General features: G+C 36.8%; 22 protein-coding genes. 12 read left to right on the top strand and 10 right to left on the bottom strand.

What is annotated here, in order from left to right:
• Nucleotides 1-28 precede the first annotated feature (28 nt).
• On the bottom strand, nt 29-1,384 hold the full coding sequence (gene ffh / locus A1D18_RS04700; protein ID WP_071662654.1) for a signal recognition particle protein: 1,356 nt from the start codon (nt 1,382-1,384) through the stop codon (nt 29-31).
• Between the two features lie 162 nt (nt 1,385-1,546).
• On the opposite strand from ffh, the gene ccsA reads away from it, so the two are divergent.
• The 3 genes from ccsA (at nt 1,547) to A1D18_RS04685 (ending at nt 3,677) form a co-directional block, all read left to right on the top strand.
• A complete protein-coding gene (gene ccsA, locus A1D18_RS04695) occupies nt 1,547-1,984 on the top strand; it encodes a cytochrome c biogenesis protein CcsA (RefSeq protein WP_071662653.1) in 438 nt (145 codons plus the stop codon).
• Nucleotides 1,985-2,001: 17 nt separating this feature from the next.
• Nucleotides 2,002-3,276: an HlyC/CorC family transporter gene (locus A1D18_RS04690; RefSeq protein ID WP_071662652.1), complete on the top strand. Its 1,275-nt coding sequence runs from the start codon at nt 2,002-2,004 to the stop codon at nt 3,274-3,276.
• A 101-nt stretch (nt 3,277-3,377) separates the two neighbouring features.
• Nucleotides 3,378-3,677 (top strand): hypothetical protein, encoded by a 300-nt coding sequence (locus A1D18_RS04685; RefSeq protein WP_071662651.1) that lies wholly within the window; start codon nt 3,378-3,380, stop codon nt 3,675-3,677.
• Between the two features lie 83 nt (nt 3,678-3,760).
• Here A1D18_RS04685 and pgeF read toward each other — a convergent pair whose 3' ends face one another.
• Both pgeF and rluD read right to left on the bottom strand, forming a co-directional pair.
• A complete protein-coding gene (gene pgeF, locus A1D18_RS04680) occupies nt 3,761-4,498 on the bottom strand; it encodes a peptidoglycan editing factor PgeF (protein ID WP_071662650.1) in 738 nt (245 codons plus the stop codon).
• On the bottom strand, nt 4,491-5,462 hold the full coding sequence (gene rluD, locus A1D18_RS04675) for a 23S rRNA pseudouridine(1911/1915/1917) synthase RluD (protein ID WP_071662649.1): 972 nt from the start codon (nt 5,460-5,462) through the stop codon (nt 4,491-4,493). Before rluD ends, pgeF begins: the two co-directional genes overlap by 8 nt.
• A 66-nt stretch (nt 5,463-5,528) precedes the next feature.
• Here rluD and A1D18_RS04670 point away from each other — a divergent pair, with 66 nt between their 5' ends.
• Nucleotides 5,529-5,750 carry a YgaP-like transmembrane domain gene (locus A1D18_RS04670; protein ID WP_071662648.1) on the top strand — a complete coding sequence of 74 codons (222 nt, stop codon included), beginning with the start codon at nt 5,529-5,531 and terminating at the stop codon, nt 5,748-5,750.
• Between the two features lie 135 nt (nt 5,751-5,885).
• Entirely contained in the window at nt 5,886-6,647 is a 762-nt protein-coding gene (locus A1D18_RS04665; protein ID WP_245756782.1) for an outer membrane protein assembly factor BamD, read from the top strand.
• A gap of 23 nt (nt 6,648-6,670) precedes the next feature.
• On the opposite strand, the gene A1D18_RS04660 is transcribed toward A1D18_RS04665, so the two are convergent.
• Genes A1D18_RS04660 through lptF form a run of 3 tightly spaced genes read right to left on the bottom strand, consistent with a single transcriptional unit; the run spans nt 6,671 to nt 10,501 of the window.
• Nucleotides 6,671-8,290, bottom strand: coding sequence for an NAD+ synthase (locus A1D18_RS04660; protein ID WP_071662647.1), 1,620 nt, complete (start codon nt 8,288-8,290; stop codon nt 6,671-6,673).
• A 13-nt stretch (nt 8,291-8,303) separates the two neighbouring features.
• Complete coding sequence (lptG, locus tag A1D18_RS04655; RefSeq protein WP_071662646.1) at nt 8,304-9,371, bottom strand: LPS export ABC transporter permease LptG; 1,068 nt, start codon at nt 9,369-9,371, stop codon at nt 8,304-8,306.
• Entirely contained in the window at nt 9,368-10,501 is a 1,134-nt protein-coding gene (gene lptF / locus A1D18_RS04650; protein ID WP_071662645.1) for an LPS export ABC transporter permease LptF, read from the bottom strand. The genes lptG and lptF overlap by 4 nt, the downstream gene beginning before the upstream one ends.
• 113 nt (nt 10,502-10,614) lie before the next feature.
• Between lptF and A1D18_RS04645 the strand changes: the two genes are divergently transcribed.
• From A1D18_RS04645 to A1D18_RS04615, 7 genes are all read left to right on the top strand, one after another.
• The gene (locus tag A1D18_RS04645) at nt 10,615-12,111 is read left to right on the top strand and encodes a leucyl aminopeptidase (protein ID WP_071662644.1); all 1,497 of its coding nucleotides are present in this window, start codon (nt 10,615-10,617) and stop codon (nt 12,109-12,111) included.
• A gap of 169 nt (nt 12,112-12,280) precedes the next feature.
• Nucleotides 12,281-12,661, top strand: coding sequence for a prepilin-type N-terminal cleavage/methylation domain-containing protein (locus A1D18_RS04640; RefSeq protein WP_071662643.1), 381 nt, complete (start codon nt 12,281-12,283; stop codon nt 12,659-12,661).
• Nucleotides 12,658-13,518: a PilW family protein gene (locus A1D18_RS04635; protein WP_084028742.1), complete on the top strand. Its 861-nt coding sequence runs from the start codon at nt 12,658-12,660 to the stop codon at nt 13,516-13,518. The genes A1D18_RS04640 and A1D18_RS04635 overlap by 4 nt, the downstream gene beginning before the upstream one ends.
• 39 nt (nt 13,519-13,557) lie before the next feature.
• Complete coding sequence (locus A1D18_RS04630; protein ID WP_143750432.1) at nt 13,558-14,043, top strand: PilX N-terminal domain-containing pilus assembly protein; 486 nt, start codon at nt 13,558-13,560, stop codon at nt 14,041-14,043.
• Between the two features lie 186 nt (nt 14,044-14,229).
• Nucleotides 14,230-16,485 carry an acyl-CoA dehydrogenase gene (locus A1D18_RS04625; RefSeq protein WP_216095022.1) on the top strand — a complete coding sequence of 752 codons (2,256 nt, stop codon included), beginning with the start codon at nt 14,230-14,232 and terminating at the stop codon, nt 16,483-16,485.
• A gap of 113 nt (nt 16,486-16,598) precedes the next feature.
• Complete coding sequence (locus A1D18_RS04620) at nt 16,599-17,930, top strand: acetyl-CoA C-acetyltransferase (protein ID WP_071662640.1); 1,332 nt, start codon at nt 16,599-16,601, stop codon at nt 17,928-17,930.
• Nucleotides 17,930-19,885 carry a 3-hydroxyacyl-CoA dehydrogenase NAD-binding domain-containing protein gene (locus A1D18_RS04615; protein ID WP_071662639.1) on the top strand — a complete coding sequence of 652 codons (1,956 nt, stop codon included), beginning with the start codon at nt 17,930-17,932 and terminating at the stop codon, nt 19,883-19,885. Before A1D18_RS04620 ends, A1D18_RS04615 begins: the two co-directional genes overlap by 1 nt.
• Before the next feature lie 18 nt (nt 19,886-19,903).
• Here A1D18_RS04615 and htpX read toward each other — a convergent pair whose 3' ends face one another.
• The 4 genes from htpX to A1D18_RS04595 form a co-directional block, all read right to left on the bottom strand.
• Entirely contained in the window at nt 19,904-20,809 is a 906-nt protein-coding gene (gene htpX / locus A1D18_RS04610; RefSeq protein ID WP_071662638.1) for a protease HtpX, read from the bottom strand.
• 124 nt (nt 20,810-20,933) lie between these two features.
• Complete coding sequence (groL, locus tag A1D18_RS04605; RefSeq protein WP_245756799.1) at nt 20,934-22,556, bottom strand: chaperonin GroEL; 1,623 nt, start codon at nt 22,554-22,556, stop codon at nt 20,934-20,936.
• An 87-nt stretch (nt 22,557-22,643) separates the two neighbouring features.
• On the bottom strand, nt 22,644-22,964 hold the full coding sequence (groES, locus tag A1D18_RS04600) for a co-chaperone GroES (protein WP_071662636.1): 321 nt from the start codon (nt 22,962-22,964) through the stop codon (nt 22,644-22,646).
• A 390-nt stretch (nt 22,965-23,354) separates the two neighbouring features.
• Complete coding sequence (locus tag A1D18_RS04595; RefSeq protein ID WP_071662635.1) at nt 23,355-24,620, bottom strand: AmpG family muropeptide MFS transporter; 1,266 nt, start codon at nt 24,618-24,620, stop codon at nt 23,355-23,357.
• Nucleotides 24,621-24,633 lie beyond the last annotated feature (13 nt).

The following is a 24,633-nucleotide window of genomic DNA, read 5'->3' as shown; positions in this document are numbered from 1 at the left end:
TTTGGGAAGGCTTTTATTCGGGTTTCTGCTATCGAGGGTAATGGTTCTGTAGTCCTTGTAGAAGTTTCGTCATTGAGCCAGGCTTAGACAAACGCTTCATCATTTTTTGCATTTGGTTGAACTGCTTTAATAGTTGATTAACATCTTGAATTTGGGTTCCTGAGCCAGAGGCGATACGACGTTTTCTGGATCCCTGGATAATGTCTGGGAAAAGCCTTTCTTTTTTAGTCATAGAGCATATGATTGCTTGCATTTTTGAGGTTAATTTTTTATTCAGTGTATTTTTAGCGTTAGCCAATAAAGCAGCATTATTGCCATCAGGAAGCTTTCCTAAGAGTTTCTCCATTCCTCCCATATTGTCCATTTGTATGAGCTGATTTAAAAAATCCTGCAGATCAAATTTTTTACCTTTTTGTAATTTTTGATTGAGTTTTTGTACTGCTTTTTGATCGCTATGGCGTTGTACTTCTTCAACTAAAGAAAGGACATCACCCATACCGAGTATGCGCGAAGCAATTCTATCAGGGTAAAAAGGCTCTAGAGCCGTTACTTTTTCGCCTGAGCCGATAAATTTAATCGGTTTACCTAAAATAAATTTTATAGATAAAGCAGCCCCTCCGCGCGCATCACCGTCCATTTTACTCAGAATAATCCCAGAGAGGGGGATTATTTCATCAAAACCTTTTGCTGTTTTTACAGCATCTTGACCCATCATGCTATCGAGTACAAATAAGGTTTCTACGGGATTACTAATAGTATGGATAGTGTGCACTTCATCCATCATGCCGGTATCAATATGCAAACGACCGGCTGTATCGATAATAACAACATCTACCCCTTTATTACGGGCGGCTTGAATAGCAGTTTGAACGATATAAGTAGGGGTTTGTGAGGCGTTACTCGTATGAAAAAATACACCGATACTTTCGGTCAAGCTTTCAAGTTGTAAAATAGCGGCAGGGCGATGAATGTCGGTGCTAGTCACTAAAACCGATTTATTTTTTTGTTCTTTTAACCAATAAGCTAATTTTGCAACCGTTGTTGTCTTTCCCGAACCTTGTAATCCGACCACCATAATTACAACCGGTGCTTGTGTGGAAAGATTTAATTCGGATAAATCATTACCCATTATATTAGTTAAGGTATCACTGACAATTTTTATAAAGGCTTGACCAGGCGCTAAGCTTTCTGTGACTTTTTGTCCAATGGCGCCTTGGCGTACTTGTTCGATGATTGTTTTAACAACAGGGTAGGCGACATCCGCTTCTATTAAAGCTTTTTTTACTTCACGTAGACTTTCCTTAATGTTATGTTCACTTAAGCGGCCTTGGCCACGAATGTTTTTAAAAGATTGTTTTAATCGAGCTGTTAAGTTGTCAAACATGATTTTATAGTGATCCTGGGTTTATCATAATTTTTAAAAAAGGCTAAGCCTACGCGAAGTAGTACAGTAGAGAGCCTGAGTAATAAGAGGCATGATGAATGACCAAAAAAATTCTGCTATTGTTATTGTACCAGTTTAGCTGAGGAGTGAGCGAGTTTCATTATGGCGCCCTATGCTGATTTAATTCATATTTTTCTTTCGACTCTTGCACTGATTGTTTTGGTTAGCGCGTCACTCCAAGCATTGTTATTGGCTAGCCAAGAATGGATGCTTAAGCATAAACAAGCGGTTGGATTTATTCAATATTTCCCACCTTTAGAAGTGATGGAAACCTACCTTTTTAAGCTAATTGCTATCGCTATCATTTTACTGACTTTAGTTTTGGCAACGAGCATGATTTTATTCCATCCTGTTTTTGAGCATCGCTTGTGGCAAAAAATACTTATATCATTGCTAGCCTGGGGGGTACTTTTAATGCTATTAATCGGGAGAAGTTATTTTGGCTGGAGAGGAAAAATTGCGATTAGCTGGACACTAATTGGCGCTAGTTTGATTGGAATTGTTTATTTAGGAGCAATTTTTTTCATGCCTAATCTTTAAAGGATGAGACCTAACGCATGCATTATTCATTTGCATTTCTTGTTGGTTTATTAGTTTTTTTATTACTAGCGGCTGTATTTTTTTCATTGGCAGAAGCAGCCATGTTATCTATAAATAGGTATCGATTGCGCCATTTAGTGAGGCATCATAACCTGCTTGCTAAACGTGTACAGGACTTATTAAAAAGACCGGATCGTTTGCTTGGGGTTATCCTTTTATGCGGAACTTTTGCTGATATTCTTGCTTCTGCTGTCGTTACGTTGCTTGCATTACATTATTTTTCGACATCCGGTGTTTTTTTAGCAACCTTAGCACTTACTTTTGTGGTTTTAATTTTTTGTGAAGTAGCGCCAAAAACTTTAGCAACCTTATATCCCCAACCGATAGCGTTGTTTGCCGTTTGGCCTTTAATTATTTTATTACATATTCTATATCCTTTTGTTTGGCTAACCAATTTATTAGCGAATACTACCTTACAACTACTGGGAGTAAAAATTCCGAAATTGACGGTTGAACAATTATCTCGCGAAGAATTAGTGAGTTTATTACGCGAGGGTACTGGGCATATGCCTAATGATTATAAAAATATGTTACTCAAAGTACTTGAGTTAGGCAAAGTAACCGTAGAAGATATTATGATTCCTAGACAGGAAATTATTGGTATTGATATTAATCAGTCTTGGGAATCGATTTTAAAGCAATTAATTAAGAGTGAATATACACGGTTACCGATTTATCGAAATTCTGTTGATGAGATAATAGGTATTTTACATTTTCGAAAAGTTTTAAATAGTTTAAGTAAACAACAATTAAGTAAGGAAGTATTGATCGAAGCGGCAGAAGAAGTTCATTTTATACCTGAAGCAACGGCTTTAAATAGTCAATTGTTAAATTTTCGTCGTGAGAAGCATCGTATTGGTTTGGTTGTCAATGAATATGGTGAAATTCAGGGACTGATTACCTTAGAAGACATACTAGAAGAAATTGTTGGTGAATTTACCACTGATATGGCATTAATGCGCCGTGCCGTTTCATTACAAGCAGATGGAAGTTATTTGATAGACGGAGGAATTGCATTGCGCGATTTAAATCGTCAATTAAATTTAAATCTACCATTACGAGGCCCTAAAACTTTAAGCGGATTAATTATTGAGACACTTGAAGTGATTCCCAAAGTAGGGACTATCTTTCAGTTTGAAAATAAAACGATGGAAGTTATTTTGATTAAAGATAATATGATTAAAACTGTTAAAATATTTCCAAGTCACCCTGTTTTATCTAAAAATATTTAAAATATTTTCTATTAAATTTATTTTTTTGAAAAAAAATAAATAGTTGATATAATTACTTACGGATATTTTTATTGAATTAATTTTTTTTAGAAGGCTATGAAATGATTCGAAAAGTTACAGGGATATATGCTACTTATTGTACAAGAAATTCAACTCCATTAGGGCTGGCGAAAAAAGCTTTGTATTGGCAAAAAACGAAAGAATTAGGATCAACCACATTAACTTCAACTCCTTTTGATAATAGTGAAAAGTCTTTATCAGATATGAACCAAGGCTTAACAGGAAATCAAGATAACGTAGGGAAAAATTTAAATTTTTTCTTGAAAAGTTTGTCAAAAGCAACGGTAACAGAAAACTCTATAGAAAATCCTATGTCTAAATCGCCCGTGCCTACGAAATAATTCTTTTTCGAAGAGTAAAATTAAACTAGATAACGTATAAATACCCTTTATTTTAGAGAAAGAAAAATTAACACACTTTGAGGTTAAGGTAAGTTTATCCAAATGAGGCTTAGCATACGCCCTGTTATTTGGTCTCTGCGATAAGAAAAAAAACGAAGCTTGTCGGAATAAGTACAGAAATTACCTCCATAGATGGAGGTAATTCCTAGTTTGAGCAAACGTTGTTGGGCCAATTTATATAGATTGGCTTGCCATCTTTTGTTCTTTATAGGCTGAAAAGCTGTTTCAGCAGCCTGATCTTTGTCTATGAAAGACTGAAAAACTTCTTCTCCGACTGTAAAAGCTTGAGGGCCGATAGCAGGTCCTAACCAAACTAATATCTCTCTGGGTGGTAAACCTAATGCACGGATAGTATTTTCGATAATACCACTACTTAAGCCTTTCCAGCCTGCGTGAATGGCTGCGACACAATAACTGTTGGAACTACAAACCAATAGAGGTAAGCAGTCGGCGGTTTGTACGGCGCAAACCGTTTGTCCTGTTCTTGAATAAATAGCATCAGCTGCAAGACTATCGATGGGATCATCAGCTGAAATAGCAGTGTTCCCATGTATTTGTTCTAACCAGATAATGGATTTTTTTAGATATAAGTACTTTTGTAGTAATTGGCGATTTTTAGTGACATCATCTAAATTGTCACCTACATGCATGGCAATATTTAAACTAACATAGGGGCTTTGGCTAACACCGCCTAGTCGAGTGGTAGTGTAGGCTTTGATCCAGCTTGGAGCGGGCCAATCAGGAATGATTAGATCAAGCATTGAATTTATCTTCTCGTAGACAGTTAATTAATTGCTTCATATCTTCAGGTAAAGGACTTTGCCATTCCATGGGTTGTAAGGTAATAGGATGTATAATACCTAAACATTGCGCATGTAAAGCTTGGCGAGGAAACTGATGTAAGCAATTTATCAGTAATTCACTGGCTTTTTTTGGTAAGTGAAAACGACCCGCATAGGTTTTATCACCTACCAAAGGATGATGAATGTGTGCCATATGCACACGAATTTGATGAGTACGGCCGGTTTCTAATTTTACTTTAATAAGTGTGTGATGATTAAAACGCTCCATGACTCGATAATGAGAGACCGCTGGTTTTCCGCTCAACAACTCAGTAACGGCCATTTTTTTTCTTAATCTTGGATGGCGACCAATAGGTGCATTTATAGTTCCTCCAGCGATTAACAGACCTTGAATAACAGCGATATATTCACGTTTCATAGTTCGTGCTTGTAGTTGTTTGACCAATTTATCGTAGGCATTTAAAATTTTTGGAATGATTAATAGACCAGAGGTGTCTTTATCTAGGCGATGTATGATTCCTGCTCGGGGAAGTTTTTTGAGTTCAGGTAAATAATGCAATAAAGCATTAACAAGTGTTTTATGAGTATTTCCTACCGCAGGGTGGACAACTAAGCCCGCAGGCTTATTCACTACGAGTATCGCCTCATCTTCATAGATAATATCCAATGGGAGCTCTTCCGCATCCCAACTGACCTCCTCATTTAAGCTAGCCAAAATAGTAATTTTAGCACCCGCTTTTATTTTATCCCGTGGTCGTTTGAGTTCACCATCAACCCAAACTTGTTGACAACGAATCCATTGTTGTAAACGTGTACGAGAATAAGCAGGAAATAACTGACTCAAAATTTGGTCGAGACGCTTTTCTGCTAAATGTTCGGGGACAATTGCTTGGCAATTTATTACTTGAGCTGTGTTTTTCATAGAATATCGCTATAATGCTGACGGGAGCGATGCCTTTTTATTATGACTTAATAGAGGATACTATCTATGTTCAATGTAGCAAGCAATCTTGAATCTAACGAACGCCTTTCACGTTTAGTGATTGGTATCGTTTTGCTGATTGGTGTGTTATTGGGTCTAGGCAAATTATTTGCATTTTTAGTAGGGGTTATTCTTATTATAGAAGCCATCATAGGTTGGTGTGGGATCCCTATTTTGGCAGAAAAATTTAAGCTAAATGAGATTTTCCGTAAAAAAGATAAAATGTAGAATTCTTAGTCAAATTAATAATAATAAATTAATTTGACTTTTTTGGATGTTGGATAAAAGAATAGAAAGTTATTTCGCTTATTCCTTCCTTCACTTTAAAAAAGGGAATAAAGCACAGCTTTATTGAAAAGTATTGTGAAAATATTTAAATTTATTTTAGTGAGTTTTATATTGGCTATGCTGAGCGCATGCGCCAGCCACTCTAACGATCCATTTATCGCTTTTAAAGGACAAACCGTTAATCAAATCTATCAAAATGCAAAAGAATCATTACTCGATCGGAATTTTAGTCAAGCGATTAAATCTTATGAAGCATTAGATGTATTATATCCTTTTAATCGTTACGCCGAAAAAGCTCAACTAGAATTGATATATGCATATTATAAAGATGGTGATGCACCCTCAGCGAAAGCCGCAGCAGAACGTTTTATTCATTTATACCCCCATAGCCAACATATTGACTATGCATACTATATGCAAGCTATGGCGGATATGGATCAAGATAGAGGTTGGTATTTACGTTATGTGCCTATTGATCTTTCTTTGCGAGATCCAGGTACTATGCGTTTAGGATATCAAGAGTTTGCTGAGTTGATTCGTCTTTTTCCAGATAGTCGATATGTTCCTGATGCCCGTCAGCGCATGATTTACTTGCGCAATTTATTTGCAAGTTATGAATTACATATTGCTGATTATTACTTCCATAGAAAAGCCTACGTCGCTGCAGCAAATCGTGCCAATGAGATTATACAACGTTATCAGGGGGCGCCAGAAGTTAAAAAAGCTTTAATTATTATGATTAAGTCTTATCGTATTTTGGGTTTAGAAGGATTAGCGAGCCAGAGTTTAGCGGTGTTTAGGCTCAATTACCCGGATGCAGATTATGTGAATATTTAAGTGTTTGAATATTCACATCAACTTTAGCTAGATAAAAATCCCGAAGTAATCGGATAGCGACGTTCTCTACCAAAAGCTCGTGGCGTGATGCGCGGCCCCAATGCTAATTGTCGGCGTTTATATTCATTCTTGTTAACTAAATTGATAACTTTTTGTGCTACTTCTCTAGTGAATCCTGCTTTAACAATGTCATCTATACTTTTATCTTGCTCGACATAGAGTTCCAAAATAGGATCAAGTTGATCATAGGGGGGTAGAGTGTCTTCATCTTTTTGATTTTCGAAGAGCTCAGCAGAGGGTGGGCGTGTCATTAATGAGCTAGGAAAAATATGCTCACTATTACGATAAGTAGCCAGTTGATAAACGCGAGTTTTAGATACATCCTTAAGGACTGAAAATCCGCCGACCATATCTCCATATAAAGTACCATAACCGACTGCTAGCTCACTTTTATTCGTACAATTTAATAGGAGGTGTCCCTGTTGATTAGATAGAGCCATCAGTATTATAGCACGACAACGTGCTTGGATATTTTCAATGGCAAGTCCTACAGGAGGATGTTTCGGATCTAAATTTAATGTAGTTAAAAAAGCTGAAAAACTCGGTTCAATGGATAATGTATTAACATGCACGCCTAATTTATTAACAAGGGCTTGTACAATATGTTGACTTAGTTTAGATGTGTAACGAGAGGGTAAAAATACGGCGTGAACACGATCTTTTCCTAAAGCATCCACTGCAATAGCTAATACTAAAGCAGAATCGATACCACCGGAAAGACCGATTAAAACCCCCGGAAAATGATTCTTATTAACATAATCACGCACTCCAAGGATTAAGGCTTTATAGATAATTTCATTCGTTAATGGTTGGGATAAAAGAGTTTGTGGTACAAATTGAGCCAATGAATTAATTTTGAGATCGACTAACCATAAGGTTTCTTTAAAAAAACCGGCTTCGGCGACAAGATGTCCCTTAGCATCAAGTGCTTGAGAACCACCATCAAATATTAAATCGTCTTGTCCGCCTATCCCATGCACATAAAGTATAGGCAAGTTTGTTTCTTTTATACGGTCGGTGGTTACTTTTAAACGTTGCTTGGCTTTTATATAATCAAAAGGAGAAGCGTTGATGCATATTAATAATTGTGCACCATTTTCTTTGAGTATTGAAGCAGGTTGGCTATACCATAGATCTTCACAAATTAAAATACCTATATGTAAACCTTTTATTGTGAATAAACCACCTGCATTTCCAGGTATGAAATAACGATATTCATCAAAGACACCGTAGTTGGGTAAACATTGTTTGTGGTAGGTACTAACAATTTTTTTATTTTCAATTAGGCTTGCTGCATTATAAATTCCTTTAGAACTAAAATCGGGATGACCTAATAAAATAGCGATATCTATTGATTTTTTTTGAATAATTTTTAAAGCGTGTTGGATTTGATTTTTAAAATCTTCACGTAATAGTAAATCTTCAGAAGGATAACCACTTAATGCGAGCTCAGGAAAAATCAACAGATCAGCTGAAACTTGCTTGGCTTTTTGTATACTATCTAAAATTATTTGTGTATTTCCTTTAATATCACCCACTAAGAAATTTAATTGTGCAACGGCAATGCGGAATATTGTTGACATAATCACCTCGAGCTTATTTTGCCCAACGCATTAATATAATAGCGATGAACATAAAAATGAGTATAGGAAGTAGTGCCGCTAAAAAGGGCGGCCATTGATAGACAATAGCGAATGGACCAAAAAAATTATTTAAGAGATAGAAACCAAATCCTACTGCAATTCCTGCAATAGTCCTCAAACTGGTCGCTAAAGTTCTTAAATGTTTAAAAGTAAAAGGAATAGCCAAACAAAGCATAACCCATATGGCAGCAGGCTGTAGTATACGTTGCCAAAAAGCTAAAGAATATTGACTAGTATTTAGAAGATTTTTTTTACGATAACGAATATAATCATTAAGTTGTCTTAAAGACATTTCTTGTGGTTGAATAATAGAGATATTTAAAAGTTTTGGACTAAAAGAAAATGGCCAAATTTCATGTGCAATATGTCTGGCTTTAATTTTTTTTAGGCTAATGAGACTGGTTGCAATATCATAGGCATGCCATTCATTTTTTTCATAATTAACCTGCTTGGCAAAGCTTGCTTTCAGTAGATTATTATTATCATCAAATTGGTAACGGCTCACTTTATTTAAATGAGTTGGATCCAAAATTGATTGAATATATATATAATTATGTCCATCTCGAATCCAAACAGCCCCTTGTTGGGTCATTAGGGTTTGTCCATTTGTGGTAAGAAAGGATTTATGATTTTCTGCTAGCCGAGCAGCGCGTGGCGCTAAACCTTCCCCAATCAAAACCGTTAGGAAAACCATCAGCAAAGTCGCTTTAATTAAACTCCAAGCCATTTGATAAAGAGAAACGCCACTGGAATGTAATATCATTAACTCACTATGCTTTGCTAAAACGCTTAAACCAAGAATACTACCCAGCAAAATAGCTACTGGGAAAAAGCTGTAAAATTGGGATGGTAGAGTGAGTAATACATAATAAAAAGCACTGGCTAAAGTATAGTGGCCATATCCAATATCACGTGTTTCAGCAATTAATTTAATAAGCGAAAACAGGATTAACAATATCCCAAGTACAGAAAGGGTGGTACTGATAATGGTTCTGCCTAAATAGCGATCGATGATTTTCATTGTCTTAGCTTAAATAAACGGAATAAGTGATATCTGACCCTATTCCATCCCAAAGCATAACACCAGGCAAATATTATGGTAAGAATGAGCAGACCATGTATCCACCAAAGACCCCAATCATAAGAAATATCTCCATTTTCTATCCAATTACGCCCTACCAGTAATAAATTAAGGTACATAATATAAATGACTATAGCGGGTAATATATGAAGATATTTTCCTTGTCTTGGGTTAACTCGGCTTAGTGGTATCGCTAATAAAGCGAGAAGTAAAATTGAAATAGGGGCTGAAAGTCGCCATTGTAGTTCAGAAAAATAGCTGGCTTTATGAGCTTGACTCGCATTCCATAAAGTAATACTCGACAAGGCATCATCTTGTTGTTTATTAGCTGCGGTAGTTTTTAAGTCGATACGTATTCCGTATTTTAGAAACTGCGTAATATAATATTCTGTTTGGCCAGGTATTCCTTGGTACCGTTTTCCATTTACCGCGACAAAAAAAGGTTCTTTGGTGATAGGAGTGATCATTTGATAACCGCTATTAGCACTAATTATAGTCCAAGGTGTTATCTCTGAAGATAATTTTTGTGAATTTGTTTGTGCTAGGAAAATGTTTTTTACTGATTTGTGATCAGCGGAGACACTTTCCACATAAATGATGCGATGACCTCCATTAGTTTGTTGAAAACTGCCGGGTTGCACGGTCTGTAATTCTACGGCTGTCCCAGTTTGAGTCAGCAATTTATTTCGATAACTTAATAAAAACGGGTTTAGCCAAAGATTTAAACCAGCGACCATAAAAGTTAGTAAGAAAATAAAGGGTAAGCTTAAGCGAGTTAATTGGCCCAAACTAAACCCACAGGCATTCAGCACAGTCATCTCATAATCGGCATAAAGGCGACCATAGGTGAACAGTATGGAAAGAAATAGGCTAAAAGGAAGAAGTATTGCTAAAAATCGAGGAGACTCCAAAATTATCAGCTTCCATAAGATACTTGCCGCAAATTTTCCGCCGGCTACTTGATTAAGATAATGAACAAATTCATTGCTCATTAAAATAAGGAATAAAAGGCTAGTAATGAGAGAAAGGCTAGCCAGTAACTCTCGAGTTAAATAACGAAAAAGAATCATTTTGTAGGTTAAAGGTAGAAGAATTTAAATTATTTCATAAAGAAGATATTGAATCTAGCAAATAAGTGTAATTTAGGTAAACTGGTCTATTAATAAAATAATTTGAGGTGGCTATGCAATATTCTATCAACTCATTGGATCTCATTAAACAAAAGAGTGATTGTTTAATCGTCAGTATTTTTCAAGATAAGCGACTTTCTCGATCTGCCCAGTTATTAGATAACCATAGCCAGGGCTATATCCAAAAAATTTTAGAAAAAGGTGATTTAATAGAAGAGTGTGGTAAAAGCCTCATGCTTTATAATGTCCCTGGAATTTCTGCACCTCGAGTACTTCTGGTTTATTCTGGAAAAGAATCCGATTTGTCCCTAGCAGATTTTCGTAAAGTGATCAGTTGCATGGCATGTATACTTAAGTCTATGCAAATTGATGAAATAACAAGTTTTTTAACTGATATTTCCATTAAAGCGTGTGATCTTGATAGACAAATCCGCCAAAGTATCGAGCTTATTGAAGATTGTTTTTATTGCTTTGACGAATTAAAAACAGATAAGAAAAATAAAATCTCTCCACCTAAGCGATTTATTTTTAATCTTCCAAATTCTGCAGAACGGGTGAATGTTTCAGAAACAATAAAACAGGCTTCAGCAATTACGCAGGGAATAAAATTAACTAAAGATCTAGCCAATCTACCCGCTAATTTATGTACACCCCATATTATGGCTGAGCAAGCCAAAAAATTGGCAAATGATGCAGGACTTACGATAAACATATTAGATGAAGTGGCGATAAAAAAAGAAGGTATGGGGGGGTTATTAGCCGTTGCGCAGGGTTCACAAGAACCTGTCCAGTTTATTACTTTAGAATATCTTGGAGCCTCAGAGCAAAAGCCGGTTGTATTAGTCGGTAAAGGGGTCACTTTTGATTCGGGTGGAATTTGCTTAAAGCCTGCTGTTGGTATGGAAGAAATGAAATATGATATGTCGGGTGCCGCTAGCGTCATGGGGATATTAAAAACCATTGCTCAACTTAAGTTACCTATTCATGTGGTGGGTATAATGCCATTAACTGAAAATTTACCCAGTGGTACTGCAGTGAAACCTGGAGATGTGATAAAAACATTATCAGGACTTAGCGTAGAGGTTATTAACACGGATGCAGAAGGCCGTCTAATTTTGGCGGATGCCTTAACTTATAGTGAACGTTTTAATCCGGATGTCGTTATTGATATGGCTACATTGACGGGTGCGATTATTGTCGCATTAGGTGCAGTAGCGACAGGTATGATGAGTAATAATATGGAACTTGCTCTGGAAATCGAAAAAGCAGGCCAGCAAAGTCAAGATAGAGTATGGTCGTTACCTTTATGGGATGACTACCAACAACAAATCGACAGCAATATAGCAGATATTTCTAATGTGGGTGTGGGTGGTGGCAAGAGTATTACTGCAGCTTGTTTTTTATCTCGATTTACTAAAAAATTACACTGGGCACATTTAGATATTGCTGGAACAGCTTGGAAAAGTGGGCCAGAAAAAACGGCGACGGGTCGACCAGTGACTTTAATAGTTCAATTTTTATTGAATCGGTGCAAAAATAACAAGAAGTAAATGTTCTTCTTATGATTTGTTTTAACCCCCATTACAGAATTAATTAGGATAGGGTGAACTACAAAATAGTCTCTTTCCTTTTTTAGATGAGGGCTTAACAATTACTTATTGCATAATTATTTTATTATTAATATAATAATTTAAAAGGAAATGCCAAGTTAGAGTAGAAATGAAAAACTCTGTGCTATTAAGATCTCAGCAAGGATTTAGCTTAATCGAAGTAATGGTTGCTGCGACAATATTAAGTATTAGCCTAATAGGTTTTGCTCAAGCTCAATTATTGGCTTTACAGGCTGCCGAACATGCTTACTTAATCAATTTGGCTAATTTAAAGAATATAGAATTGGCTGAGGGTTTTAAAATTTGTCGATCTCGGCGATTTTGTTTCCAGCCAGTATTAACACTATGGAAAAATGAGATCCAAGAAAATTTTCCAAAAGGAATGGGACTGATTTCAAAATGTAATTTATCTAACTATCAAAGCAAAATTCAATGGTTCTCTAGTTTTTCTAAATTTCCATTGTCTCTCGATTTATTATTCAGTGCATGAATAGGATAGAGCAAGGGTATAGCTTGCTTGAATTAATGGTAGCAATAAGTTTATCTTTATTTCTCAGTATGGGAATGATAAATATTTTTATTCATAATAAAAATATTTATCATTTAACCCAGGGTTTAAATACTATCTCAACCAAAGCACGAATGGCGTTTCACTTACTTAGTCATGACATTCGTATGGCCGGTTTTATTGGTTGTGTCCGTTTAATCGATAATCTACCATTAATAAATATCCATTTAACAGCCGATACTAGCTTAGTTGTTTGGCATAAAGGATATACTACAGCAAAGTTAGTCTTACCTAACCTCGCGCGGTATCAAAAGGACAGTGATGCTATTTTAATTCAATTTCTGGATCCTAATACCTTTCCAGTAAAGGAAGCTAAATCTAGTCATATTGTTTTGGCACATAGGGTGGTTTTTCAACCTAAAGATGTTTTACTCATCAGCGATTGTCAACATGCAGAATTTATTCATTGGAGTAATATTCATCTGGCGTATAGCTACCAAGTAGATAGTGAAATTGGGGTTTTTAATAAAATTATTTATTATATTGCCGATACAGGACGTAAGAGTGAAACTGGACAGAAAATTTATGCTTTATATCGGCGTAATTTAAATCAATCTTTTTACAAACCCATAGAATTAATAGAAGGGATAAAAAGAATGACAATACGATTAGGCATGCAAAATAGTGATGGAACGTTGTATTACAGAAATGCAAATGAGGTAAAACATTGGGCAGATGCACGTAGTGTAGAAATTAGACTATTATTAACAGATGGTAAACAGCTCGAAAAGGAATGGAAGCAAATAATAGGTCTACGTGAACGATTAAACGATAATTAAGTTGGTTTGGATTTCACTTGAGAAGCTAAGGGATATAAAATTTTACTATTCGATGTTAATAAAAGTACTAAGCAACAAGGATTTATATTAGTGACAGTATTATTTTTTCTTTTTATCACGTCGTTAATGACGGTATCTATATTAAGTCATTCTTATTTAGAATTAGGTATAAGTCGAAATCTGCTTATTGCTTCACAGCAGTTCCAGGCGGCAGAAGCAGGATTAAAATTGACCGAAAGTTGGCTAAAAAGTCGTTCAACACCTATTTTCGCGCTGCATAAGCGCTTTAATTATGCAGGTTTTCAAATTAGCTCAGAGCTTAGACGACATAGAACGTCCTATTGTATTAACCAAAGTCAAGCTTATATTTATGACGTTATTGTGCAGGCAAAACAAACTACCTCAGGTGCGTTGAGTTTACAAACTACGTACGCAATTAAAACAAAAAACCTTTGTCAGTCGGGAGACCTAGCATTAACAAAAACTGGACGTAGCTCTTGGCGAGAATTAAACAGTTTATCTTAAAGTTATCAAGTAAGTGGGTGTTTTCAATTCTGTTAGGCTGAGACGAAAAGCGCTGTTTTTTGAGAGTAGCGTAACGGAGCATACATGCAGTATGTGAGTAACGAGACGCAGAAAAACAGGTTTTTTAGACAGCATCATGCAATTGAAGATACCCTCTAAGTTTGCTACCTAAATTAAGGGGTAACTATGTGGCTAATGATTAGCATAATTTTTTTTATCTTTGCCTTGATAATAATAGTCCTTAGCTTACGCTCATTGAGACAAGCTTTCCTAGTAAAACCTTTTCTAGCTTACTTAAACACGATTCTTCCTCCCATTAGCGCAACAGAAAAAATTGTTCTAGAAGCAGGTGATATGTGGTGGGAAAAAGATTTGTTTCGTGGGCATCCAAATTGGATAGCTTTGCATGATATTCCTTTATCCAAGCTAAGCAATGATGAACAAGCTTTTATCCATAATCAAACAGAAATACTTTGTAGCATGCTTGATGATTTTAATATTTTAACAGTGGAGCATGATTTACCATTTTCTGTTTGGGAATTTTTAAAAAAACAAAAATTTTTTGGTATGGTCATTCCGAAAAAATATGGAGGATTAGGTTTTTCTGCATTAGCACACTCTTCAGTAGTATTAAAGATAGCTACTCGATCGGTTAGTGCGGCTGTTAATACACTCGTCCCCAATTCTCTCGGACCTGCTGAATTATTACTTCATTATGGAACAGAAGATCAAAAAGATTATTACTTGCCTAGGCTTGCTAAAGGAGAAGAAATTCCTTGTTTTGCATTAACTTCGGTGGATGCGGGTAGTGATGCAGCAGCACTTAAAGATAAAGGGATAGTCTGTAAAGGAATCTATCAAGGTAAAGAAATGCTAGGTATACGGCTCAATTTTAATAAACGCTACATTACTTTATCGCCTATCGCTACGGTTATAGGTGTTGCTTTTAAACTAATGGATCCCGATCAATTGCTGGGAGAAAAAAAACAAATAGGGATTACGCTTGCTTTAGTGCCTTCCTCATTAATGGGGATAGAAATAGGTAAACGCCATTCGCCCATGGGTTTAGCCTTTATGAATGGCCCTATAGTAGGTAAAGATGTTTTTATTCCCATTAGTTTTGTTATTGGTGGCGAGAAAATGCTGGGTCAAGGTTGGCGGATGTTAATGGAATGTTTATCCATAGGTCGTGGTATTTCATTGCCGGCCGTCAGTGCTGCACAGGCCCAGTTAGCTTATCGCATGACAGGGGCTTATAGTGTATTAAGAGAACAATTTCATTTATCGATTGCTCATTTTGAGGGAGTCGCTGCGGCTTTAGCGAGAATAGCAGGGTTAACTTATTTAATTGAAGCGGCACGTCGATTTACGGTGACTGCAGTTGACGCTTCGTTAAAGCCCGCATTAGCATCATCAATAGCAAAATATCACATGACTGAATTTGCACGCATCATTATTAATGATGCAATGGATATTCATGGTGGGAGGGCTATCCAAATGGGGCCTCGTAACTATTTAGCACAAGGATATATTGCAATACCGATATCGATTACGGTGGAAGGTGCGAATATTTTAACTCGAAATCTTATTTTATTTGGACAAGGGGCAATACGTTGTCATCCTTATTTAAGAGATGAAATGCAAGCGATAGAAAAAAAAGATATTGCTAGTTTAGATAAGTTATTAATTCATCATGTTTTTTATAATATAAAAAATTTATTAAAAACATTTTTATTTGCTTTCGGCTTAGGTCGATTTTTTGTGCAGACACCTATAAAAAAACTCGGTTATTATTATCGACAAGTTTCACGTTTATCAACAGCTTTAGCGTTAGTGACTGATTTCACCTTAATAATTTTGGGTGGAAATTTAAAACGTAAAGAACGTTTATCGGCGCGCTTGGGTGATGTGTTAAGTTATCTTTATATCGCATCTAGTGTCATGCGTTATGTACAAGAATATCCACTATCAAAAGAAGACGATGTTTATGCGAGTTGGGGATTAGATTATTGTCTTTATCATGCTCAGTATTCATTTGATAAATTTTTTAATAATTTCCCTAAACCGTTTCTAGCTAAACTATTAAAGTTTATTATTTTTCCTTTAGGGCGACCTTATCAATTACCTACTGACAAACAAGATATGCAGTTAGTTTCTGTGATGACACAAACGAGTACATTTCGCGATCGTATGACTCAAGATTGTTATTTAGGAAAAAAACCAGAAGATCCAACAGGACGTATGGAAATTGCTTTTAATGAATTTAGTAAGACGCAGGCAATCCGTGAAAAATTAAAAAAAGGTCGATTTAATCGAAAATTAGATAGTGACCTACAGTTAGAAAATGCTTTAAAACAAAAAATTCTCACTCATGCGGAAGTAGAACAATTTCGAGTAGCTAAAAAATTTCAGCAAGATGCTATGCAAGTGGATGCTTTTTAATCGCTATTTTTTTGAAGGCATAAATGATTAGCTTACTTGCACATTCGATTACACTCGGTATATTAAAATAAAACTAAGCTTAACTACTTAAAAAATGCTTTAGGAAAATGTTTATGCAAGCACTAGATCGATCAAATTTTGCACGATCAGTTTATATTGTGGATGGCATGCGTACACCCTGGTTGAAAGTACGGAGAGGCCCTGGAAATTTTTCGGCTTCTGATTTAGCGGTACAAGCAGGAAGATATTTATTAGCACGTCAAACATTTACACCTGATCAACTGGATGAAGTAGTTACTGGTTGTGTTATACCAAGCTCGGATGAGACTAATATTAGTCGTGTCATTGCATTACGCTTGAATTGTGGTAAAGCCGTACCTGCTTATACAGTACAGCGGAATTGTGCTTCAGGTATGCAAGCTTTAGATAGTGCAGCTTTAGATATCGCTTGTGGGAGGTACGATTTAGTATTAGCAGGTGGTACAGAGGCGATGAGTCAAGCTCCTCTACTACTGAGCCGAGAAATGACCGCTTGGTTTGCTGAATGGAATTTAGCCACATCTTTTTTAGCTCGTTTAAAGCTACTCACTCAATTTAAATTAAAATATTTAAATCCAGTTATAGCCTTATTACATGGTTTAATGGATCCTATTGTGGGTTTATCCATGGGGCAAACTGCTGAGGTTATTGCACATCGTTTTGGGATTACTCGTGAAGAAATGGATAAATTTGCTTTACAAAGCCACCAACGCTTAGCAGCGGCGCAAGATGCTGAAATTTTTAAAGATGAAATCAATCCGATTTATGATAAACAAAGTCTTTATTATTCTTTTGATAATGGTTTGCGCCGTGATACGAATCTAGAAAAATTAGCATCACTGCCTCCTTTTTTTGACAAGCCTTTTGGATTAGTAACAGCTGGAAATAGTTCTCAAGTTACTGATGGTGCCGCTTTTTTAATTTTGGCGAGTGAAGAGGCAGTAAAGAAATATCAATTGCCAATTTTAGCGCGCATTGTTGATGTGGCATGGGCAGGTGTCGATCCGAGTGAAATGGGTTTAGGCCCTGTACATGCTGTAGCAACACTTTTAAAAAAACAAGCACTCACTTTTGAAAATATCGATTTTTGGGAAATTAATGAAGCATTTGCAGGTCAGGTTTTAGCTTGTTTGGCTGCCTGGCAAGATACTCAATATTGTAAAAAACAACTGGGTTTAACTGAAGCTTTAGGCAAAGTAGATCAAGCAAAACTTAATATAGACGGCGGAGCCGTTGCTATGGGTCATCCCGTGGGGGCTAGTGGTGCACGACTAGTTTTACATTTGGCACATATTTTAAAAAGAAAACAAGCACATTTTGGTGTGGCAACACTTTGTATTGGTGGTGGGCAAGGTGGTGCACTGTTACTTGAAAATATCGATAAAGCTAAAACGGGAGTATTCTAATGGAAGTAAGCTATTTAAATTGGCGATTGCAGCAAAAAGAGCATGTTCTTTGGCTGTATTTCGATAAAAAAAATAGCTCTAGCAATAACTTAGATAAAAACGTATTAACGGAATTAAGTTCGATCATTAAAGATATAACTCATAATGAATCAGTGCGAGGGTTGATCATTATATCGGCTAAACCAAATGGTTTTATTGTAGGTGCCGATATTCAAACAATTAGCCAATTAAAAACCAAAGAAGAGATTTTTGCGTTTATTCGGCAAGGACAAAAGGTGTTTGATGCATTAGCGGTACTTAATATCCCTACAGTAGCCTTAATTAATGGGTTATGTTTAGGAGGAGGCTTAGAACTTGCTTTAGCTTGCGATTATCGCATTGCTATAAATGACAATAAAACACGTTTAGGTTTGCCTGAAGTGCTACTCGGAATTCATCCAGGTTGGGGAGGGACAGTACGTTTGCCACGCTTATTAGGGGGACCTTCTGCATTAGAATTAATTTTAACGGGAAAAACAATTTCTCCTTATGTGGCAGCTAAATTAGGTTTAATCAATAATGCTGTTCCATTACGACAAGCTGAACGAGCGGCTTCCTATTACGTTTCAGTAAAAAGTAAAAAAAAGAATCATTTTTTTGCATTAAATTGGAAGAAAATAACTAATTATCATTGGATGAGAAATATTATAAGCAAAATTGTGCAACGTCGTTTAAGTATCAAAGTTAATCCTAAACATTACCCTGCGCCTTACGCTGCACTTCATCTTTGGCAGAAATACGGTGTCAATAAACAAGCATTTTTACATGAAGCAGTCTCTTTAAGTGAGTTAGCGTTGACTCCTACAGCGAATCATTTAATTAGAGTCTTTTTTTTAAAAGAGCGCTTAAAGAAATTAGGAAAAAAAGATACTACATCTTTCAAACAGGTTCATGTCATAGGCGCAGGAACAATGGGAGGAGATATTGCTGCTTGGTGTGCTTTGCAAGGATTGCAGGTAACTTTACAGGATAGAGAAGCGAAATATATTGCTCCGGCTATGGCAAGAGCTTACGCATTATTCCGAAAACGATTAAAGTCACCACGTGCTATCCAAGCTGCAATGGATAGATTAGTCCCTGATCTAGCAGGTTATGGTATACGCCGTGCGGATATTATTATTGAAGCAATATTTGAGGACTTAATAGTAAAACAAAATTTGTTTCGCCAATTAGAGAATCAAATTAAATCAGATACATTATTGGCAACCAATACATCGAGTATTATTTTAGAAGATATCCAACAAGGGTTACAACGTCCAGAACGTTTAATTGGTTTACATTTTTTTAATCCTGTAGCCAAAATGCCTTTGATAGAGGTGGTGCAATCGGCTATTAGTGCACCCGACAGCATAGAAAGGGGCTTGGCATTCGTTCACCAAATTAATCGCTTGCCTTTACCTGTTAAAAGCTCTCCGGGATTCTTAGTCAATCGTTTATTAATGCCTTATTTGATGCAATCTGTATTGTTGTTGCAAACTGGAATTCCTGCGCCGGTTATAGATAAGGCAGCTGTAGATTTTGGTATGCCAATGGGACCTTTAGAGTTAGCTGATACGGTAGGCCTAGATATTTGTTTAGCGGTCGCTAAGATTCTCAGTCAATCTTTAGGAAGCGTTGTGCCTGAAGGTTTAGAAAAAATGGTTGCTAATAAGGATCTAGGGCGAAAAACGGGTAAAGGCTTTTATCGTTATAAAAAAGGTAAACCTATTAAAGAAAAAATTCCTGAAGACTATAAAGCACCAACGAATTTAGCGGATAGTTTAATTCAGCCGATGATAGATGAAGCTAAAAAATGTTTGGAAGAAAAAGTAGTTGCAGATAGCGATTTGATCGATGCTGGAACTATATTTGGTGCAGGATTTGCTCCTTTCCGCGGTGGTTTGATGCAATACGCAAGAGAGCAAGGTGATTTGTAGGCCTCTGTAATGTAAAGGCTATTTTTCTTGTTGTAAACGTTCGATGCGTAATTCCAAAGGCGGATGGCTTGAAAATAAGGCGCGAAAACCACCACTTTTATGTGATATTTTTAAAGTTGATAAAGAGGGGGCTCGAGTATCTTCAGGCACCATTGCTTTTTGTAATGCACGTAATGCTTCAATCATTTTATCACGGCCTGCTAATAGAGCGCCGCCTTTATCAGCGCGGTATTCCCGATGTCTGGAAAAAGCAGCAACTAAAATACTGCCTAAGAATGTAAATAGAATATCAAATACCATCGATAGCATAAAAAACATCGGTCCAGGTCCGCTTATCGATCCCTCATTATTATTGCGTCCAGCAGATCCTACAGAGATCACATAAGCGACAATACGTGATAAAAAAAGTGCAAAAGCATTAATTACACCTAATATGAGTGTCATGGTAACCATATCACCATTAGTAACATGAGTGATTTCATGTCCTAATACTGCTTCAATTTCATCGGGGTTCATTTTTTGGAGTAAACCACTAGAAACAGCCACTAAAGAATTATTTTTAGTGGGGCCTGTAGCAAAAGCATTGAGCTCAGGTGAATTGTAAATGCCCACTTCAGGTAAAACCTTTAAGCCAGCTTTTCGTGCTAAATTATGTATAACTTCAAGGATATTTTTTTCTTCACCAATAGCCGCATTAGGATCAATAATTTTTAAATTCATGCTTTTTTTAGCAATAAATTTTGAGGTAAAAAGTGAAATGAAAGCTCCTGCCGTACCCCACAAAGCGCAAAAAATAGCTAATGATAGATAATTAATTCCGTGAGAGGTGAGATAACTATGTAGACCTAATAAATTGGTAACAATAGAAATAGTAGCAATAACTAAAATATTAGTGCCTAAAAATAATAAAATACGACTAAACATAAAAATAATTCCTCATGTAGGAGATCATTTTACTCATTTCATAGTGTAGCAGTTAATTCATTGAAAAAGAAAAACCCCGCAGAAGCGGGGTTTTTTATAAAACTGAACGACAGGTGAAGGGAATTTACATCATTCCGCCCATACCACCCATTCCGCCCATACCACCCATGCCACCCATATCACCACCAGGAGCACCGGCACTTTCATCCTTCTTAGGAGTTTCAGCAACCATGCATTCTGTAGTAATCATGAGGCCAGCAATAGAAGCTGCATTTTGTAATGCAGTTTGGGTTACTTTAGTAGGATCTAAAATACCCATTTTTATCATGTCACCGTATTCACCGGTTGCTGCATTGTAGCCGTAGTTCCTTTCTTCACTATGCAGTACTTTATCAATAACCACGTCAGGAAGTCCGCCAGCATTAGCAACAATTTGACGCAAAGGTGAGCGCATTGCTTCAGCAACAATACGAATACCATGTGCTTGATCAGGGTTAATACTTTTGAGATTTTTTAAAGCGTTTAACGCACGAATTAAAGCGACACCACCACCAGGGACTGTACCTGCTTCAACTGCGGCACGCGTTGCATGTAGTGCATCTTCTACACGTGCTTTCTTTTCTTTCATTTCCATTTCAGTCGCAGCACCGACTTTAATGACAGCGACACCACCGGATAGCTTAGCTGAGCGTTCCTGTAGCTTTTCTTTGTCGTAGTCAGACGTGCTTATTTTAATTTGTGCGTCAATCTCATCTATTCGAGATTGGATCATACTTTTATCACCTTGACCGTCGATGATAGTGGTATTGTCTTTGTTCACAACAACACGCTTAGCAGAGCCTAAATCGGTTATAGAAGCTTTCTCAAGCATCAAACCACATTGTTCGTCCATAACATTTGCTTTGGTTAAAAAGGCGATGTCTTTTAGCATTTCTTTACGACGGTCACCAAAACCAGGTGCTTTTACAGCGCAAACTTTGACAATACCACGAATAGTATTAACGACTAGGGTTGCTAACGCTTCACCTTCTACATCTTCTGCAATAATAAATAAAGAGCGGCCTTCTTTAGCGACGCTTTCAAGTACAGGTAACATTTCACGAATATTAGAGATTTTCTTATCCACTAATAAAATATAAGGATTATCCAATTCGCAAGCCATGCTTTGTTGGTTGTTGATGAAGTAGGGTGAGAGATAGCCTCGATCAAATTGCATACCTTCTACTGTATCGAGTTCGTTTTGTAGGCCGGAACCATCTTCTACGGTAATGACTCCTTTTTTACCCACTTTGCTCATTGCCTTGGCGATAATTTCACCAATTGCTTTATCAGCATTTGCCGAAACAGTACCTACTTGCGTAATAGAATGGTTGTCATCACAAGGTTCCGAAATAGCTTGTAGCGCTTCTATTGCCGCAGTTACTGCGGTATCAATACCTCGTTTGAGATCCATTGGGTTCATACCCGCCGCAACGGCTTTCATTCCTTCACGTAAAATAGTCTGAGCTAGTACAGTAGCAGTGGTTGTACCATCACCTGCTTCGTCTGAAGTTTGAGAAGCCACTTCTTTGACCATTTGTGCGCCCATATTCTCAAATTTATCTTTGAGTTCAATTTCTTTTGCAACTGACACACCATCTTTTGTAATGGTAGGAGCACCGAAACTTTTGTCTAAAATAACATTTCGACCTTTAGGGCCTAAAGTTACTTTGACAGCTTCTGCTAGTATATCAACACCTCGTAGGATAGAAGCACGTGCATCTACACCAAATTGTAAAACTTTTGCAGCCATTTTATTAATTCCTCTGAATAAAAATAAGGGTTAAAATTGTGATTAATCTTTGATTAATGCCAAAACATCATCTTCACGCATGATGAGATATTCTTTACCATCAAGTTTGATTTCAGTTCCACTATATTTTCCAAAATATATTTTATCGCCTACTTTAATGCTTAAAACCTGAATTTGACCGGATTTCAAGCGTTTACCATGTCCTACAGCGACTACGGTACCTCTAACTGGTTTTTCTTTTGCAGTGTCTGGAATAACAATACCACCTATGGATTTTTCTTCTTCTTCATCACGTTTGACAAGAATGCGATCGTTCATAGGGACTAAATGTTCAACTAAAGGTTTTTCTAATGCTACACTCATGCAGATTTCTCCTTAAGAATTACTGTCAAAATGAGGATATTAATCAATTAACCCCTCAGCAGCAGGGGCTAATCATAATGATGTTTGATAAAGAGTACAACTAAGTTAACTTTACCACACCAACATCACTCTATATGGGGAGCATACTAAGAAAATTCAAGTCATAGATGCCAAAATTTACAGGATTTTAACTTATTTTTTGGGTACTTTAATGACAAACAAAATCACTGTCCAAACTAAAGATTCGCCTGTGGCAGTAGGCATTATTCTTACATAGCGTAATGAACAGATTATTTTAGCCCATCTTATCTCGCTAGAAGCGCTATGGGGCGGTAAGTTTTACGCTTGGGAGGTGCTAGAGAAATAGAGCGATTATGGTTTTAGATTAAATTAATCTGTGTTACTACAAGCAGTTTTCTCGATCACAGTAGTAGAAGGGTTATTAAAGTTGTCACGTAAATACCATAATAAGCCTAATCCAGGCAGACAAGCGGCAAGAGATAACACAAAAAAAACTGGCCAACTGTAATAAGTAACAATAAGACCGGCTAAAGGGCCAACGAAAACTCGTCCTGCGCTTGCTAAAGCTGAAAATAAGGCGAATTGTGTAGCGGTATAACGATGATTACATAAGCTCATCAATAAGGCGACAAAAGCAATACTCGCCATGGCATTACAAAAGCTATCTATAGAAATAGCAAAAACTAACCAATGGTAATTATGCCCTACGATAGCGAGTTGGAGTAAAGCTAAAATGGCCACCGCTTGTAAAATACCAAAATAGAGTAAGGCACGAAATAAACTAATACGTGCCATTAAGACACCGCCCGCCAGAAGGCCTAGCATGGCTGCAAAAAAACCTACACCTTTATTGACAAAAGCTACCGTACTTAAAGAAAAACCTAAGCCGCGAATGAGAAAGGGTGTAGTTAATGAAATGCTGAGTGCATCGCCAAATTTGTATAACACAATAAACAATAAGATCAGCCAGGCAGATTTTCTGCTTAAAAATTCTTTAAAGGGATCAATAATTGCTGCGCGTAGAGAGGTAGGGGGATGTTTTTCTTCTTCATCAACAGGTTCTTCACCAAACCATGCACCAAAAAGACCAATAGCTATTAAACCTGCCATCAGCAGATACGTATTACGCCAGCCAATATATTCAGCTAAAGCAAGTGCTGCTGCGCCAGAAACCAACATAGCCGCTCTATATCCCCAGCTATAGAGTGTGGTTCCTAAGCCTCGCTCGTTAGGTTTGAGAATATCTGTTCGATAGGCATCGATAGCAATATCCTGTGAAGCTGAAAGAAAAGCAACTAGAAAAGCAACTGTTATTAATAACGAAGCACTGGTTTGAGGGTTCGCTAGAGCCATGATAGAAATGGCTGCTATCAAAGCTAATTGGATAACGATGATCCAGCCTCGCCGTCGTCCTAATAGAGGAGGTATCCAACGATCAAGCAAGGGTGCCCAAAGAAATTTATAAATATAAGGTTGACCAATTAAACCTAAACTGCCAATAGCTAGCAAACTGGCACCGGTGACTGTAAACCAAGCTTGGAGTGTGCTCGAGGTTAATGCGAGTGGTAAGCCAGAGGAAAAACCTAGTAAAAAGGTAGAAAACAGATTGCGTTTACTGAGTTGATTCGGAGACATTTTTTTCCTAGTC

This window comes from Candidatus Rickettsiella isopodorum (assembly GCF_001881495.1).
Classification (GTDB): domain Bacteria; phylum Pseudomonadota; class Gammaproteobacteria; order Diplorickettsiales; family Diplorickettsiaceae; genus Aquirickettsiella; species Aquirickettsiella isopodorum.
The sequence above is the reverse complement of the archived record's forward strand: the minus strand, read 5'-3'. Positions and strand labels throughout refer to the sequence as shown.

Excerpts from the sequence above, each read along its gene's own strand:
- ffh (WP_071662654.1), bottom strand. The coding sequence starts at position 1,384 with ATGTTTGACAACTTAACAGCTCGATTAAAACAATCTTTTAAAAACATT.
- ccsA (WP_071662653.1), top strand. The coding sequence starts at position 1,547 with ATGGCGCCCTATGCTGATTTAATTCATATTTTTCTTTCGACTCTTGCA.
- A1D18_RS04690 (WP_071662652.1), top strand. The coding sequence starts at position 2,002 with ATGCATTATTCATTTGCATTTCTTGTTGGTTTATTAGTTTTTTTATTA.
- A1D18_RS04685 (WP_071662651.1), top strand. The coding sequence starts at position 3,378 with ATGATTCGAAAAGTTACAGGGATATATGCTACTTATTGTACAAGAAAT.
- pgeF (WP_071662650.1), bottom strand. The coding sequence starts at position 4,498 with ATGCTTGATCTAATCATTCCTGATTGGCCCGCTCCAAGCTGGATCAAA.
- rluD (WP_071662649.1), bottom strand. The coding sequence starts at position 5,462 with ATGAAAAACACAGCTCAAGTAATAAATTGCCAAGCAATTGTCCCCGAA.
- A1D18_RS04670 (WP_071662648.1), top strand. The coding sequence starts at position 5,529 with ATGTTCAATGTAGCAAGCAATCTTGAATCTAACGAACGCCTTTCACGT.
- A1D18_RS04660 (WP_071662647.1), bottom strand. The coding sequence starts at position 8,290 with ATGTCAACAATATTCCGCATTGCCGTTGCACAATTAAATTTCTTAGTG.
- lptG (WP_071662646.1), bottom strand. The coding sequence starts at position 9,371 with ATGAAAATCATCGATCGCTATTTAGGCAGAACCATTATCAGTACCACC.
- lptF (WP_071662645.1), bottom strand. The coding sequence starts at position 10,501 with ATGATTCTTTTTCGTTATTTAACTCGAGAGTTACTGGCTAGCCTTTCT.
- A1D18_RS04645 (WP_071662644.1), top strand. The coding sequence starts at position 10,615 with ATGCAATATTCTATCAACTCATTGGATCTCATTAAACAAAAGAGTGAT.
- A1D18_RS04640 (WP_071662643.1), top strand. The coding sequence starts at position 12,281 with ATGAAAAACTCTGTGCTATTAAGATCTCAGCAAGGATTTAGCTTAATC.
- A1D18_RS04635 (WP_084028742.1), top strand. The coding sequence starts at position 12,658 with ATGAATAGGATAGAGCAAGGGTATAGCTTGCTTGAATTAATGGTAGCA.
- A1D18_RS04625 (WP_216095022.1), top strand. The coding sequence starts at position 14,230 with ATGTGGCTAATGATTAGCATAATTTTTTTTATCTTTGCCTTGATAATA.
- A1D18_RS04620 (WP_071662640.1), top strand. The coding sequence starts at position 16,599 with ATGCAAGCACTAGATCGATCAAATTTTGCACGATCAGTTTATATTGTG.
- A1D18_RS04615 (WP_071662639.1), top strand. The coding sequence starts at position 17,930 with ATGGAAGTAAGCTATTTAAATTGGCGATTGCAGCAAAAAGAGCATGTT.
- htpX (WP_071662638.1), bottom strand. The coding sequence starts at position 20,809 with ATGTTTAGTCGTATTTTATTATTTTTAGGCACTAATATTTTAGTTATT.
- groES (WP_071662636.1), bottom strand. The coding sequence starts at position 22,964 with ATGAGTGTAGCATTAGAAAAACCTTTAGTTGAACATTTAGTCCCTATG.
- A1D18_RS04595 (WP_071662635.1), bottom strand. The coding sequence starts at position 24,620 with ATGTCTCCGAATCAACTCAGTAAACGCAATCTGTTTTCTACCTTTTTA.